General features: G+C 48.9%; 15 protein-coding genes. All 15 read left to right on the top strand.

Going from position 1 to position 15,048, the window contains the following annotated elements; genetic code table 11:
- The 15 genes from NSS95_RS09755 to mreD all read left to right on the top strand — a co-directional run bounded on the left by NSS95_RS09755 (position 1) and on the right by mreD (position 14,882).
- Complete coding sequence (locus tag NSS95_RS09755; protein ID WP_014097853.1) at positions 1 to 729, top strand: PRC-barrel domain-containing protein; 729 nt, start codon at positions 1 to 3, stop codon at positions 727 to 729.
- Positions 730 to 745: 16 nt separating this feature from the next.
- A complete protein-coding gene (locus NSS95_RS09750; RefSeq protein ID WP_035188271.1) occupies positions 746 to 2,191 on the top strand; it encodes a VanW family protein in 1,446 nt (481 codons plus the stop codon).
- Positions 2,192 to 2,236: 45 nt separating this feature from the next.
- Positions 2,237 to 3,898 (top strand): GspE/PulE family protein, encoded by a 1,662-nt coding sequence (locus NSS95_RS09745; protein WP_014097855.1) that lies wholly within the window; start codon positions 2,237 to 2,239, stop codon positions 3,896 to 3,898.
- A gap of 9 nt (positions 3,899 to 3,907) precedes the next feature.
- Positions 3,908 to 4,960, top strand: coding sequence for a type IV pilus twitching motility protein PilT (locus NSS95_RS09740; RefSeq protein ID WP_014097856.1), 1,053 nt, complete (start codon positions 3,908 to 3,910; stop codon positions 4,958 to 4,960).
- Positions 4,947 to 6,152, top strand: coding sequence for a type II secretion system F family protein (locus NSS95_RS09735; protein WP_328228089.1), 1,206 nt, complete (start codon positions 4,947 to 4,949; stop codon positions 6,150 to 6,152). Before NSS95_RS09740 ends, NSS95_RS09735 begins: the two co-directional genes overlap by 14 nt.
- A gap of 82 nt (positions 6,153 to 6,234) precedes the next feature.
- Positions 6,235 to 6,666: a prepilin-type N-terminal cleavage/methylation domain-containing protein gene (locus NSS95_RS09730; RefSeq protein ID WP_340713873.1), complete on the top strand. Its 432-nt coding sequence runs from the start codon at positions 6,235 to 6,237 to the stop codon at positions 6,664 to 6,666.
- A 102-nt stretch (positions 6,667 to 6,768) separates the two neighbouring features.
- Entirely contained in the window at positions 6,769 to 7,767 is a 999-nt protein-coding gene (pilM, locus tag NSS95_RS09725; protein ID WP_340713872.1) for a type IV pilus biogenesis protein PilM, read from the top strand.
- Positions 7,768 to 8,646 (top strand): PilN domain-containing protein, encoded by an 879-nt coding sequence (locus NSS95_RS09720; RefSeq protein WP_340713871.1) that lies wholly within the window; start codon positions 7,768 to 7,770, stop codon positions 8,644 to 8,646.
- Positions 8,643 to 9,347, top strand: coding sequence for a type 4a pilus biogenesis protein PilO (gene pilO / locus NSS95_RS09715; RefSeq protein ID WP_014097861.1), 705 nt, complete (start codon positions 8,643 to 8,645; stop codon positions 9,345 to 9,347). The genes NSS95_RS09720 and pilO overlap by 4 nt, the downstream gene beginning before the upstream one ends.
- Positions 9,348 to 9,454: 107 nt before the next feature.
- The gene (locus NSS95_RS09710) at positions 9,455 to 10,216 is read left to right on the top strand and encodes a prepilin peptidase (protein WP_014097862.1); all 762 of its coding nucleotides are present in this window, start codon (positions 9,455 to 9,457) and stop codon (positions 10,214 to 10,216) included.
- Positions 10,217 to 10,325: 109 nt separating this feature from the next.
- Positions 10,326 to 11,318, top strand: coding sequence for a hypothetical protein (locus NSS95_RS09705; protein ID WP_225620896.1), 993 nt, complete (start codon positions 10,326 to 10,328; stop codon positions 11,316 to 11,318).
- Between the two features lie 199 nt (positions 11,319 to 11,517).
- Complete coding sequence (radC, locus tag NSS95_RS09700) at positions 11,518 to 12,201, top strand: RadC family protein (RefSeq protein ID WP_017551064.1); 684 nt, start codon at positions 11,518 to 11,520, stop codon at positions 12,199 to 12,201.
- 173 nt (positions 12,202 to 12,374) lie between these two features.
- A complete protein-coding gene (locus NSS95_RS09695; RefSeq protein WP_017551063.1) occupies positions 12,375 to 13,391 on the top strand; it encodes a rod shape-determining protein in 1,017 nt (338 codons plus the stop codon).
- Positions 13,392 to 13,497: 106 nt separating this feature from the next.
- Positions 13,498 to 14,364, top strand: coding sequence for a rod shape-determining protein MreC (mreC, locus tag NSS95_RS09690; protein ID WP_017551062.1), 867 nt, complete (start codon positions 13,498 to 13,500; stop codon positions 14,362 to 14,364).
- Positions 14,364 to 14,882 (top strand): rod shape-determining protein MreD, encoded by a 519-nt coding sequence (mreD, locus tag NSS95_RS09685; protein ID WP_017551061.1) that lies wholly within the window; start codon positions 14,364 to 14,366, stop codon positions 14,880 to 14,882. The genes mreC and mreD overlap by 1 nt, the downstream gene beginning before the upstream one ends.
- The last annotated feature ends 166 nt before the right edge of the window (positions 14,883 to 15,048 follow it).

Here is a 15,048-nt window from a genome sequence, read left to right as displayed (position 1 = left end):
ATGAAAAAAAGCACGCAAATTTTGGGCCAGCCGATCATCAGCATTTCTGAAGGCGCTGAAATCGGAAAAGTAAAGTCTTTTGTCATTAACCCGGACAAAGGATCCGTCGATTTTTTAACGATCGAACACGAAGACTGGCAAGTAAGCGTAAAAGCAATTCCGTTCAAAAAAGTGGTCGGGATCGGCGAGTATGCGGTCACCGTGGAAAGCGACAGGGCTGTCATCGATTTAAACGAAATTCCGATTGCGGACCAGCTCGTCAACAAAAAAATTCGCATTGTCGGCGCTAAAGTGATGACACGAAAAGGGGAGCTAGTTGGCGAAGTAAAAGAATTTTACGCAGATGAAAATACAGGCAAAATTTTAGGGGTTGTTTTGCAAACAGGCGAGTTGGAAACGATCCTTTCTGCTGATTTTGTGATGACGTACGGAAGAGATATTGTTGTTGTGAAAGAGGAAGCACCCGGCCATTTTCTTGATGATCCTGAAAAACTGCTGACAAAAGAAGTAGAAGAAGAGCTTGAACAACCGGGCGAAGAGGGAATGGAGGCACTCCGGGCAAAACAAGTGGAACTTTTAAAAGGAAAGAAAGCGGTAAAAGACATTTACGCGGGAAACGGGGAACAGGTTATCGCGGCAGGAACGGTTTTGTCTGAAGAAGACATTAAGCGGGCACAGGAGGCCGGTCCGGGTGTTTTTGTCGAGTTGTCTATGCATGTTGATGAATGAAAGGCGGCGCTGAAGTGTGGGAAACAAGCGGTATTTAAAAGTTTTTACGATCTTATTGATCAGCACAGCATTTATATTCAGTTTCTCACATTTTGGGGCTTTGGCCATTGCGAACGGATTCGGACATAAAGAAAAATATGCGCAGGGCACTATAGCCGGAGGAATACAGCTGTCCGGGCTGACGGAAGAGCAGGCACAGCAAAAATTATCATCTGCCGTTCAGAAATGGAAGGCGTCCAATCCGGTAGAAATCGTCTATTTGGCAAAAACGGTGAAGCTTCCGGCTGAACAGCTGCATTTTTCCGTAACAGAAAGCATGGTTCGGGTAAAAAACGGCGAGGCCGCGCCGCTTGTTGTCACGCTTGACCATAATAGGCTTCGGGACCTGGTCTCAAAGTCTTTTCCCGACGTCAGCCCGGATGACGTGGATATTGCCCGGCTCGACATGGCCATATGCCACGCCGCCGCCCGGCTTGAGACTGCCAATCTTTCCTTTGATTTGTCCGGTTATGCCGTGGACGGAAATGAAAAAGAAACGACAGTATCAAAAGGTTCAGTAGCAAATGTTTCGCTTGCGGAAGCAACAGAACTCGAAAATTGGGCAAAGCAGTTTCCGCAAGTCAACATTCCTGCGCACGGGATGTTTTCCTTATTCAAAACAGCGGAAAAAACAGGCGCTTCGTTTTCAAATGAAGCACTCAGCATGATTGCAACCGCCATATACGGGGCGGTGCTGCCGACCAATTTCGAAATCATTGAACGCAATACGGGAAACGAACTGCCGTACTATGCAACGCTTGGAAAAGAAGCAAAAGTGGTGAAAGGCAAGCTGGATTTCTCTTTTGTCAACCCGAACCCAACCGCTTATCAGCTGAAATTCACGGCTCGAAACGGTACTTTTTCCGTATCTGTGGCAGGCCGGCCTTTTCTCGAAAACTATAAAATGGTGCTGAAAGATCAAAAAACGATCGACCCCGAAACAACCGTGCAATATCATCCTGCTTTAAAAGCAGATCAGTCTGTTGTCTTGCAAGCCGGAAAAGCGGGTTATTATGCCAAGGTGTTCCGCAATATTTACAGCCAGAATCACGGCCTGCTGAAATCCGTGCTGTTGGCGGAAGATTTTTATCCGCCGGTGGCACAAATCGTTGCAAAAGGCATTCCGGCACAAGCGGAAAATACGGATGGCTCATCGGAAACAGATAACGGTTCTGGTCATGAAACGGACACGTCAACAAGTGGCAGCAGTTCAAAAGGCAGCGAAAAAAGTGCCGGCAAAGAGACTTCAAAAAGCAAAAAAAGTGCCGGTACAGAGGCTTCAAAAAAGAGCGAAAAAAGTACCAGTACAAAAGCTGAGACTTCAAAGGATCGCGAAAACACTACCAGCACAAAAGCTGAAACTTCAAATGACAGCACCGGCACGCATGACGGCAAGGATAACGGGGCAGACAGCAAAAGCTGACATAATAAAGACCCGGGACATGACAGATAAAGCGGGGGAATTCGGATGAAGCAAGTGCGAAAAAGGCTTGGCGATTTATTGGTGGATGCAGGATTAATTACAGCAGAACAGCTGGAACAGGTGCTGAAGGAAAAGGGGGCGGGCCAAAAACTGGGCGATGCGCTTCTTCAGCGTGGGCTGATTACCGAGCAGCAGCTCATTGAAGCGCTCGAATTCCAGCTCGGCATCCCGCACATCAGCCTTTTCCGCTATCCTTTTGACCAGAGCATCATGAATCTTGTGCCGAAAGAAATGGCGAAACGAAATCTTCTCATTCCGCTCAAAAAAGACGGGGATAAACTGTTTGTCGCAATGGCGGACCCGATGGATTTTAATGCGATCGATGACTTGCGGCTATCGACCGGCTTCCGGATTGAACCGGCGATTGCCTCCAAAGACGATATTTTGCGGGCAATCCATAAGTATTACGACCTGGATGACAATATGGAAGAACTGCTGGACGGCATTGCTGAAAAGGAAGAGGCAACCGAAACCGCACCCGGGGAAGAAGATTCGCCTGTTGTCCAGCTCGTCAACCAGCTTTTGCAAAATGCCGTCCAAATGCGGGCAAGCGATATCCATCTGGACCCGCAGGAAACAAAATACATCGTCCGTTACCGGGTGGACGGAATTTTGCGGACGGAACGGGTGCTGCCGAAATCGATGCAAAGCGTGCTTGTGGCGCGCATTAAAATTATGGCAAATCTAGATATTACCGAACACCGCATCCCGCAGGACGGGCGTATTAAAATTGACGTCGATTTCCATCCCGTTGATATCCGGGTATCGACGCTGCCAACCGTATTCGGGGAAAAAATCGTGCTCCGGATTTTGGATCTTTCAACAGCCATCCACGATATCCGCCAGCTCGATTTCAACAAACTGAATCTCAAGCGTTTTACGCAGTTGATCCACCGCCCGAATGGCATCATTTTGATCACAGGGCCGACCGGTTCCGGGAAGTCATCAACTTTATATGCGGCCCTAAACCATCTCAATGATGAACAGGTGAATATCATTACGGTGGAAGACCCGGTGGAGTTCCAGATTGAAGGCGTCAACCAAATTCAGGTCAATCCGGCGGTCGGGATGACGTTCGGCAAAGGGCTGCGCGCGATTTTGCGGCAGGATCCGAATATTATCATGGTCGGGGAAATCCGCGACAAGGAAACGGCTGAAATTGCTATCCGCGCTTCCCTCACCGGCCATCTTGTCTTAAGTACGCTGCATACCAATGATGCGCTCGGCACAATTACAAGATTAATAGACATGGGCGTTGAGCCGTTTCTCGTTGCCACCTCACTCAGTGGCGTCGTGTCGCAGCGGCTCGTTCGCAAAGTGTGCCGCGACTGCGCAGAAGAACAGGTGCCGACAAAACGGGAAATAGAAATTTTTAAAAAACGCGGCATCAAAATTGAGAAAATCATTCGCGGCCGAGGATGCGGAAACTGCAACATGACCGGATACAAAGGGCGGATGGCGATCCAGGAACTGCTGATGATCAATGAAAACATCCGGCGTGGGATTATGAACGGGGAACCTTTATCCAAATTAAGGGAATATGCGATCCAAAATAAAACGATTTTTCTGCTCGATGACGGATTACTAAAGGTAAAGCAGGGGCTGACAACGACCGAAGAAGTGTTGCGCGTCGCCCTACCGGAGTAGGTGAAAGGAATGAAGGAAAAAATTGAATACTTGCTTCGCTCAGCATTTGAACTGAAAGCATCGGATCTTCACTTATCCGTTGGCGTGCCGCCGATTCTGCGTTTAAACGGCCAACTGAAACGTTACGGAAAAGAAGTGATGACGCCGCAATTGACGGAAGGAATGGCAAAAGCGATCATTTCCGATACCATGTGGCCGGTTTTCCAGGAACGCGGGGAGCTTGATTTTTCTTACGGCATCCCGGGCGTATCCCGTTTCCGGATCAATGTGTACCGGCAGCGCAACTGCGTGTCGCTGGCGATCCGTGTTGTCCCGACTACGATCCCGACAGTTGAAGAACTGCATTTGCCGCCTGTATTGTATGCATTCACGGAAAAACCGCATGGCTTAGTGCTGGTAACAGGGCCGACCGGAAGCGGAAAGTCGACGACGCTCGCCGCCATGATCGACCATATGAACAAAACGCTGCACAAACATATTATTACGCTTGAAGACCCGATTGAGTATTTACATAAACATCAAAAATGCATCATTGACCAGCGTGAAGTCGGGTTTGACACGCAAAACTTTGCGAACGGCCTGCGCGCGGCACTCAGGCAGGACCCGGACGTGATTTTAGTCGGGGAAATGCGCGATCTCGAAACGATCCATATAGCGATTACGGCAGCGGAAACCGGGCACCTTGTCCTCGGTACGCTGCACACATCGGGCGCGCCGTCGACGATTGACCGGATCATTGACGTTTTTCCGCCGTCCCAGCAGGCGCAAATCCGCATCCAGCTGGCAAATGTTTTAGTTGGAATTATTTCGCAGCGCCTCTTTCCGACAGCCGACAACAAAGGGCGGAGGGCGGCCACGGAAGTGCTCGTCAACAACGCGGCCATTGCCAATCTGATCCGCAATGAGAAAGTTCACCAGATCGTGAATGTCCTGCAGACGAGCCGCGCACTCGGGATGCACACGCTTGAAACCGATGTGAAGGAATTGCTTGCAGCGGGCGCGATTTCCAAAGAAGCGGCGGAACCTTATTTACAGGAGATTGTCCAAAATGCCACGATTTAAGTACGAGGGAAGGACAAAAGCCGGGAAGAAAAACGGCGTCGTCACGGCCGAATCGAAACGGGAGGCGCTGGTAAAGCTGCGCGGGCAAGGCGTCCGCGTGCTCCAAATCAATGAGCTGCCGGAAACGTTAATGACGATGGAAATCAGTCTCGGCGGCAGGGTGAAACTGCAGGATTTTGTCATTTTCCTCCGCCAGTTTTCAACACTGCTGAAAGCCGGCGTAACCGTCGTCGATTCTACAAACATACTTGCCAGCCAGACGAGCAGCAAAACATTAAAGAAAACGCTTTTGGCCGTCGAGGAAGATTTGCGTGGCGGGATTCCGCTTTCCCAGGCGGCCGCAAAACATAAAAAAGTGTTTACCCCGATGTTCATTAATATGGTTTATGCCGGTGAAGCGGGCGGCAATCTTGACGGTACATTGGAAAGGCTCGCAACCTACTACGAAAAGCAGCACCGCACAAGGCAAAAGGTAAGGTCGGCGCTGACGTATCCGGCTTTTGTCGGGGTGATGGCGATTGTTGTCGTCATTTTTATGCTTGTAAAAATCGTCCCGACCTTTGTATCGATGCTCAAAAACTATAAAGCCAGCCTGCCTGCGGTTACGCGCCTTGTTTTGTCGGCAAGCGGGTTTATGCAGCACTACTGGTGGCTTGTCGTGCTGATTTTGATCGGGGTGTACGTGCTGCTGGTCGTTTTGCGCAAAAACAAAACGAGTAAATTTTATTTGGACTATGCGATGCTCAAATTCCCGATTTTCGGCAAACTCGTCCAAAAATCGATCATTGCCCGGATGACGCGGACATTGAGCTCGTTGTTTTCCAGTTCCGTGCCGATTTTACAGGCATTGTCGATCGTGGAGGCAATCGTCGAAAACGAAGTGATGACAAAAGTGCTCCGCCAGGCCCGCGATGCGCTGGAAAAAGGGCAGTCGATGACAGAACCGATGCGGCGCCACTGGGTCTTTCCGCCGCTTGTCACGCAGATGATTGCGATTGGTGAGGAAACCGGTGCGCTGGACGCCATGCTTGGCAAAGTCGCTGACTTTTACGAGGCCGAAGTAGAAGCCGCTACCGACCAGATCAAAGCGCTGATTGAGCCGTTTATGATCGTCGTGCTCGCAGCCGTTGTCGGCACGATCATTGCCGCGATTATGATACCAATGTTCGAAATTTATAATAATGTTCAATAAATTGATCAAAAAAAGGTAGGATTATGCAACACAACCATGTATAATATAGGTAAAAAGTTCTAGGACATTAGGAGGAGAAACGATGTTAAACAAGAAAAGAAAGTTATTGAAAAATCAAAAGGGCTTTACGTTGATTGAACTGTTGGCGGTTATTGTGATCCTGGCCATTATTGCCGCGATTGCGATCCCGGCGATTAACACCATCATCAAGCACTCAAAAATCAGTGCCATTAAATCGGATGCTGTCCAAGTAATCAATGCTGCGAAACTCTATGTATCTTCGAACAGTGTTCCTGAAGGTGGAGAAATAAAACAAGCGGACATAGACAAATACTTAGATGATGAAGTGAATCTTACAAAATACTCTGTAACAGTAAGTGAAAATAACGGGAAAATGGTTTATAAATTAAATGGTACGGGTGAAGATGATGGGGTAACAGTAACATTTACAGATGCAACCATTGGTGGAATAAACGATAAATCAACCAAATATGACACTACAGTAAACAAATGATTTAACATGCGCGATTTTTTAAATATTATAACCTAAGGTTTCTTTTAATTAATTAGAGAAGCCTTAGGTTATAAATTTACAAAGATTTAAGGAGCCATCATGATGCCACGCTCATTTTTTCCATCATCGAAAAAAACCGGAAATTTCATTATCAAAGACCATGTCATTCGTTTTCTCGAATTGAGGCAGATTGACCCGCCTGTTGTTGCAAAAATGGGCGAGCGGTATTTGCCGGAAGGACTGATCCGCGGCGGGAAAATTGCTGATGCCGAGACGCTTGCGATGATCGCTGAAGAATGTCTTGGTGATTGGGGGCTGAAGGGAAAACACCCAGTTCGTTTTGCTGTGCCCGACAATTTTGTTGTCGTGCGCCAAATTGCTGTTCCGGATGAGATTGCCATGGATGAAATGGAAGGTTATATTACCCTTGAGCTCGGTTCCACCATCCATTTGCCGTTTGACGATCCTGTATTTGACTTTGCGCTCCTTGGTGAGTCGAATCAGGAAAAGCAGGTGTTGTTATTTGCTGCGCCCCGGGATGTCGTCGAAGATTATGCCGGTTTTTTTAACGATATCCGCCTGAGCCCGGTTGCTGCCGATATTTCCCCGCTATGCGCCTACCGGTCTTTTTATCATTTGAATACACTGAATGCGATGGACCATCTGCTCCTTCTCCAGTTTGATTTATCGATGGTCAATGCGACCATTTTCCACCGGCATTTCCCGCTGCTTGCCAGGGAGCTTGAAGTCGATATTCCGCTTTCCAAATGGGAGACGGAGACCAATGCTTTTGGCGAAAAAAAGTACCGCTGGCCGGAAGACGATCCACTGCTCCGCTACCAGACGGAAAATATTTATAAAGAGCTGGACAGAATCGTGAATTATTACCAGTTTTCGATCCGGAAAGGGCAGGATGCGGTCAATCAAATTTTGCTGAACGGCGATTATCCGTATTTGCCCGAGGTTGCGGACAATCTTGCGGAGCAGTTTGGCCTGTCGGTCAAGATGATCGAAACGGAAAAAGTATCTTCCGCAACCGGGCAGCCGTTTCCCGCTCGCTTTGCGCCTGTTTTGGGCCTTGCACTGAAAGAGGTGAAATAAATGCTTGTCGAGATTAACCTGCTGCCGAAAAAAGAACCGAAAAATATCGCGCTGCTCTTTTGGGGCGGAATACTGGCCGGTGCAGCCGCCATTTTTGTCATCGTCTTCTTTATTGCGCTCCATCAGACAAAACAGGATCTTGCCGCCGTTAATCAGCAAATCAAGCAGACGGAAGCGCTCCAGGCTGCTGAACAGGCAGCACAAAAAAGCAATGCGGACATACAGGATTTTAAAAAGCTCTCGTCCGCCGTTAAATGGGCAAGTGATACGCCGGTCAAGACGGTGCCGGTATTGGACAAGCTTACCAAACTTTTGCCGCAATACGGCTATATCACGGACTTTTCCTGCGGCAGCACGGGCGCGAATGTGACCGTCCAGTTTGATGCGTCCGATGAAGCGGTTTACTTTTTAAAACGGCTAAATGACAGTCCGTATTTCAGCGGCGCCGTCTTAACCAGCATCAAAATGAATACGGAAACGGCCAGCGCTTCTTCAAGCGGCACATCCGGCGCTGCAACCGGCTCAGCTGCAGGAACGGGCACAACATCCGGCACATCAGCCGGTTCCTCTTCCGGATCCGGCACTTCCAAAACGGCAAGCAGCACATCTTCCGGATCAGATGCGTCCAAAACGGGTGACGGATCTTCTTCGGACACGTCTAAAACCGGTTCCTCTTCCACATCCGGTGCATCCAAAACATCCGGTGGTAACGGCGAGGGCGGTTCCTCTTCCTCCCCGGCGCCAACGGGTGGCACAGCCGGCGCGGATACTGCAGCAACCGGTGAAGCAGAGGGTGTAACGGTCTATGAAGCGACATATACGATCCAGCTCAATCAAACTGCACTCAATGCCGCTAGCAAAAAGGAGGAACAGCAATGAACCTCCGTTTAAACCGGAAACAGCTTTTTATCATGCTTGCCCTCTTTGCCGTTTGCCTTGCCGGCGCATTCGGTTTGTACTGGTTTGTGCTGGCGCCGGCTAAGTCCGAGCTGGCCGGACAAAAAGCTGCATTGAAATCGGAACAGCAGGTGCTATCCAGCCTGCAGTCAAAAAAACAGCAAAGCCCGGAACTGCAGCTTGGCAATGTTGTCAGCCTGTTGCGGAAAATCCCGGCAAAACCGCTTGCGGAACAAGTGCTGCTTCAGTTCAGGATGGCAGAGGCCCTTTCCGGCAGCCGGATTACGGAAACAGACGCCCAGCAGGACTCTGCCGGTACGTCCGGGAGCGAGGAGGCTACACAAAGCACAACGAGCGGCACCTCATCCGGCACACAGCAAAAAACAGACGTGCTGCCTGCCGGTGTCAAAAAACTGTCGTATACTTTAAAAGTGGAGTCAGACAGCTACAAGAGCATGAAAACATTTTTACAGACGATTGAAAACTTGCCGCGCATTACAGTGATCGAAAGCCTCAATTTCAGTCCGGGGGAAGGAGCGCCTGGATCGAGTGGATTGCAGTACACCGTCACGGTTTCCACTTTTTATTACCCGGCGTTAAGCCGGTATTCGGACTATTTGCCGGAAATCGACGTGCCGGCAGCGGGACATAAAAGTGACCCGGTCGCAATAAAGGAGCAATAAGTTTTCGGCATGTTCATCCTTGCCATTACATATGCTTAATATCGCCCGTTGCTTGCCGGTAGCGAACCAAGAAAATACCTTATGCTGAAAGATCAGAGGGATCAAACATGCATGGATTGTGGACTGCTTATTTTGCGGCACTGGGAATGGTGTTCGGCTCGTTTTATAATGTCATCGGGCTACGCGTGCCGAATCATGAATCGATTATCCGTCCCGGGTCGCATTGCCCGAAGTGTGGGCACTCGTTAAGCTGGTATGAAAATATACCGGTGTTGTCTTTTCTTGCTTTACGGGGCAGATGCAGAAGCTGCCGCGCGCCGATCTCCCCGGTCTATCCGGTATTTGAGGCGCTGACCGGGGGCTTGTTTGCCTATTCTTTTTACCGGTTCGGGTGGAGTCCCGAATTTTTGCTTGCCGTTTTGTTTATTTCACTGCTTGTCATCATTACCGTTTCCGATTTGGCGTATATGCTCATTCCCGATAAAGTGCTGTTTCCTTTTGCAGCCGCCATTGCCGCCGTCCGGCTTTTTCATCCGGCGTCACCGTGGTGGTCCGCCTGGCTCGGGGCGGTTTTCGGCTTTTGCCTCCTCTACCTCATTGCCTTTTTCACAAAAGGCGCGATGGGTGGCGGGGACATTAAATTGTTTTTTGTCATCGGGCTTGTGCTCGGCATAGAGAAAACCTTTCTGGCCTTTTTTCTAGCCTGCTTTTTTGGCGCGCTTTACGGCGTTGGTTTGATGGCTGCCGGCAAATTTAAAAAACGAAAACCGGTGCCGTTCGGGCCGTTTATCGCCATCGGTGCGCTTGCCGCCTATTTTTTCGGAAACAGCCTTATCGGGATGTATTTGCGCATCTCCGGGCTCGGATAAAATTTGCATAAAATGCCGGAAATCGGCGAATGGTTTTCGGACAAGACGACAAAAGTCTTGTTCTTTTTTTTGCCGGTTATGGTAGCATGAAGCAAATCGGGCAGGAGAGGTGAAAACATTGGACAAGGCGAAAAAAAAGGCGAAAATTACAGTCAAAGTGGGCGGAAAAAAGGTGCAGCCGGAAGAAAGCGTGAAAGTCCATGACTGGAAAGCGGCCGAAGAAACGGCTGCCGCACAGGAAGACAGTGTAAAAGAAGAGGAGTCATTTGAATGGGTGCTGCCCGAACTTGATGCGGATCAGATTGAAGAATTCCGGCCGATCCATTACACACCCGCGCCCAAAAAGAAAAGCATATTCCCGAAAAAAGCGGTTGCGAAAAGGGCTGCGCCGGCGATTTTGTTTTCTGTCGTGTCCGCGTTGGTGTTCGGGGCGCTGCTCGGGTTTGTTGTATTAAAATTCATTGCGTACGGCGATCATCAAACAAAACTCCCGAAACAGCAGGCTGAAGGCGCTGCAGCGGGCACAGCGCAGCAAGAGGCCCAGCTTCCGGCGTTAAGCATCGGCATCATCCAGGCAGGGGTGTTCAGCACGGAAGGCGCCGCCTCTAAAGTGTCACGCGAACTTGCCGCGAAAAAGGTTCCGTCGATGCAGCTTTCGATGGACGGGCAACGCTATATTTTTGCAGGTGTGGCCGACAGCCTCGGCACAGCCAAAAAAATGGAAACTGCCTGGAAAGATAAAGGCGTCGAACTGTATGCAAAAGAAATCAGTTTTTCCAGCAAAAAGGTCCAAACGACGACAAAGGATGAGCAAATTTTTGCCCGGGAAACGGTTCCGCTTTTTCAAAAACTGGCAAAAGAAACGGCCGCCGCTGTCCAGAACGGGCGGGTTTCACCGGACGGCATGAAGACAGCCGAAACAGCAGCCGGCAACGTCAAAAAGCTGGCAAAAGTCAGGCAGGAAACGCTCGGCCGGTTGAAAAAATACGAAACGGCCGCGTATGAATCGCTCGTTGCTTATCAAAAAAGCGGCAACCGGCAGGATTTAACGGATGCCGAACAAAACCTGCTGGACTACGTAAAGGTCTACAGCGGGCATTGAAATCAAATGCGGGCTTCCGGCTGAAAGGCTGTGGTGCCAGATAAAGGCATGCGCCCGCATAGCATTATTTTTTGTCTGAAAAGGTTGAATTTGCAGTTGTTTCACGGCCCGTTTTTTGGTACGATACAATTGTATCTCCCATACCAAAGCCCATTGGTTCGATTCCCCCGCCTCCTGCACCAGAAAAGGAGGAATTCATTTGGAAAAAATGCTGATCAAAGATTTTCCTGCAGAAGACCGCCCGCGTGAACGGTTGATCCGCACAGGAGCGGAGAGCCTCTCCAATCAGGAACTGCTTGCCATTTTACTCCGTACCGGCACGAAAGAAGAATCGGTGCTCGAGCTTGCCAACAGACTGATCCGCCATTTTGAAGGCTTGCGGTTTTTAAAAGATGCTTCCCTTGAGGAAATGACGTCCATCAAAGGCATCGGCACAGCAAAAGCGGTCCAGATTCTGGCCGCGAGCGAACTCGGCAGAAGGATTGCCAATTTGCAGCACGATACACGTTATGTAATCCGCACGCCGCAAGACGGGGCCAATTATGTCATGAATGATATGCGCTTTTTATCCCAGGAGCATTTTGTCTGCCTGTATTTAAATATTAAAAACCAGGTGATCCACCGGCAGACGATTTTCATCGGAAGCTTAAATGCCTCGATCGTCCATCCCCGCGAAGTGTTCAAAGAAGCGCTCAGGCGTTCAGCTGCTTCCATTATTTGTTTCCATAACCATCCATCCGGAGACCCTTCTCCTTCCAAAGAAGATATTGAAGTTACCAAACGGCTTGCCGAATGTGGTAAAATAATGGGGATTGAGATTCTTGACCATTTGATCATCGGTGAGAAAAAATTTGTAAGTCTGAGACAAAAAGGGTATTTGTAAGGCTTTGAATTTTTTTATGGTTACGATATAATAAATCGTATGATTTTTACGGCCGGCACTGCGCCGGAAATACCTGAATTCCGGATGTAGATTTAAAGTGACATCCATAAATAAGCAAAAGTATGGCACCAACTGGTGATGAAAATTTATCGTGTAGAAAGGGAGATACATCCATGTTCGGAAGTAAAGACCTGGGGATTGATCTTGGGACAGCCAATACATTGGTTTTTATAAAAGGGAAAGGAATTGTGGTGCGGGAACCTTCCGTTGTGGCCATCCAGACGGATACGAAACAGATTGTCGCAGTCGGGGATGCCGCAAAAAAAATGATCGGCAGGACGCCGGGAAACATTGTGGCGACGCGGCCGATGAAAGACGGCGTGATTGCGGATTATGAAACGACGGCGGCGATGATGAAATATTATATTCAGCAGGCCACAAATAAAAAAGGCTTTTTTTCAAAAAATCCGTATGTCATGGTCTGCGTCCCTTCCGGCATTACGGCGGTGGAAGAGCGCGCGGTGATTGATGCAACCCGCCAGGCCGGGGCACGGGATGCTTTTACGATTGAAGAGCCTTTTGCGGCTGCGATCGGTGCCGGGCTGCCTGTCTGGGAGCCGACCGGAAGCATGGTTGTTGATATCGGCGGCGGCACAACGGAAGTGGCGATTATTTCGCTGGGCGGAATTGTGACAAGCCAGTCGATCCGGGTGGCCGGGGATGAAATGGACGAAGCGATCATCAGTTATATCCGCAAAAATTATAATCTTTTAATAGGGGACCGAACCGCAGAACAAATTAAAATGGAAATTGGTTCAGCAGGTGAGCCGGAGGGGATCGAACCGATGGATATCAGGGGCCGGGATTTGCTGACCGGTTTGCCGAAGACGATCACGATTACCGCGGATGAGGTGGCCGATGCGCTCCACGATACGGTGTATGCCATTGTCGATGCGGTCAAATACACGCTTGAGCAGACACCGCCTGAACTGGCAGCTGATATTATGGATCGCGGCATCGTCCTGACAGGTGGGGGCGCCCTGTTGCGCAACCTCGACCATGTCATCAGCAAAGAAACCGAAATGCCGGTGCTGATTGCTGAAAACCCGCTCGACTGCGTAGCAATCGGAACAGGCAGCGCGCTCGAAAATATCGAACTGTTTAAAAACAAAGCAAAAAATTCTAAATAGGACATGCTAGTGTCCTGTTAACGCATTCTCCTGCCGGTTTTTTCTGGCGGGAGAATGGTTTTCAATCCGGGAATGGCCGGAACAAAGTGTTATAGGAGTGGATTTTATGCCACAGTTTTTTTTGAATAAACGATTGATCGTCCTTTTAATCAGTGTCATTCTGCTTGTCGCCATGATCGGATTTTCCATTAGGGAACGCGACCGGATTTCAAAACCGGAACAGTTTGTGCGCGATATCGTCGGGCTCGGCCAGTCCGTCATTGCCAAACCCGCCAATGCCCTTGCCGGTTTTTTTGACAATATCGAGGACTTAAAAAATACATATACTGAAAACAAAAAACTGAAATCCCATTTGGAACAGCTGACAAGCCTGGAAGCGCAAAATCATGAACTGAAAAAAGAAAATGAAAATTTGAGATCTATTATAAAGGAAAAAAACAGTCTTGGAGATTCAGAGTCCATTCAGGCCCAGGTCATTGCACGCAACCCGGATAATTGGTACGAGCAAGTGGTGATAGATAAGGGCGAAGTCAACGGCGTTACCAAAAACATGGCTGTCGTCACTTCAGGTGGTTTCCTCGGAAAAGTGACGCAGGTCGACAAATTTTATTCAACCGTCGAACTTTTGAGCTCGCCCGATGAAACGAACCGCGTATCCGCCAAAGTGCAAAATGCCAAAAAAGACGCTTACGGTTTAATCGAAGGATACGACAAAAAAGCAAAAATGCTGCTTTTGAAACAGCTTGATTTTAATATCAAAGTCAAAAAAGGCGATCATGTCGTGACATCCGGTTTAAGCGGCATGTTTCCGAGCGGGCTTCTGATTGGTGACATTGAAAAAGTAACCCCGGATGAAAACGGGCTGACGCAAACCGCTTATGTGAAGCCGGCAGCCAATTTTTATGATGTCCGCGAAGTGCTCATCATCAACCGGAAAGCAGTGAACCTAGGCAGCGCAGGAGGAGAGCAGTGATGAAACGGATCGTGCTCCCTCTGATTTTAAGCCTGTGCTATATTGCTGAAAGTTTATTTGCCCAATTTTTTGCCGCCCGTTCTTTTGGCGGAAAATTTACCATTGTTCCCCATTTTCTGCTCGTTATGCTGATTTTAATGGGGATGCATTACCGAAAAAGGCTCTCCATCATTTATGCCTTTGTATTCGGCATGCTGTTTGATGCTTTTTACACGGGCATTCTGGGCGTTTATCTGTTTTTCTATCCGCTTGCGGTTTACCTGACAGAAAAAATGGACAGGATCCTCCAGTCCAATATTTTCACCGGCACGCTTGTGGCAGTCTTGAACATGGCGATTGTCGAATTTTTGGTCTATGGCATCAATGCTTTAATTAATCCGCAGGTGATGGGATTTGACGATTTTCTCTTGCTCAGGCTTTGGCCGACTTTGATTTTAAATGCCGCTTTTTTTATTTTGGCATGGTATCCGATGGGGAATTTTTTAAAGCGGCGTGCAAGGGAAGAAGAAAAGGAATAACCGGCGGGGAGAAAATCTGTTAAAATGGGAAAGAAGGATTTTCCGCCTTTTTGTCGAATGATCCGGACAAGGGGGAATGGAAAAAGCAAAAGGGTTTGCGGGCCGAAACCAGCCGGAACCGCACGCACGGAGGCTTATTCCTGCGTGCCGGGCCGCAAAACGCCGT

Origin of the sequence: Weizmannia sp. FSL K6-3076 (assembly GCF_038007245.1) — a bacterium.
Classification (GTDB): domain Bacteria; phylum Bacillota; class Bacilli; order Bacillales; family Bacillaceae_C; genus Weizmannia; species Weizmannia faecalis.
The sequence above is the reverse complement of the archived record's forward strand: the minus strand, read 5'-3'. Positions and strand labels throughout refer to the sequence as shown.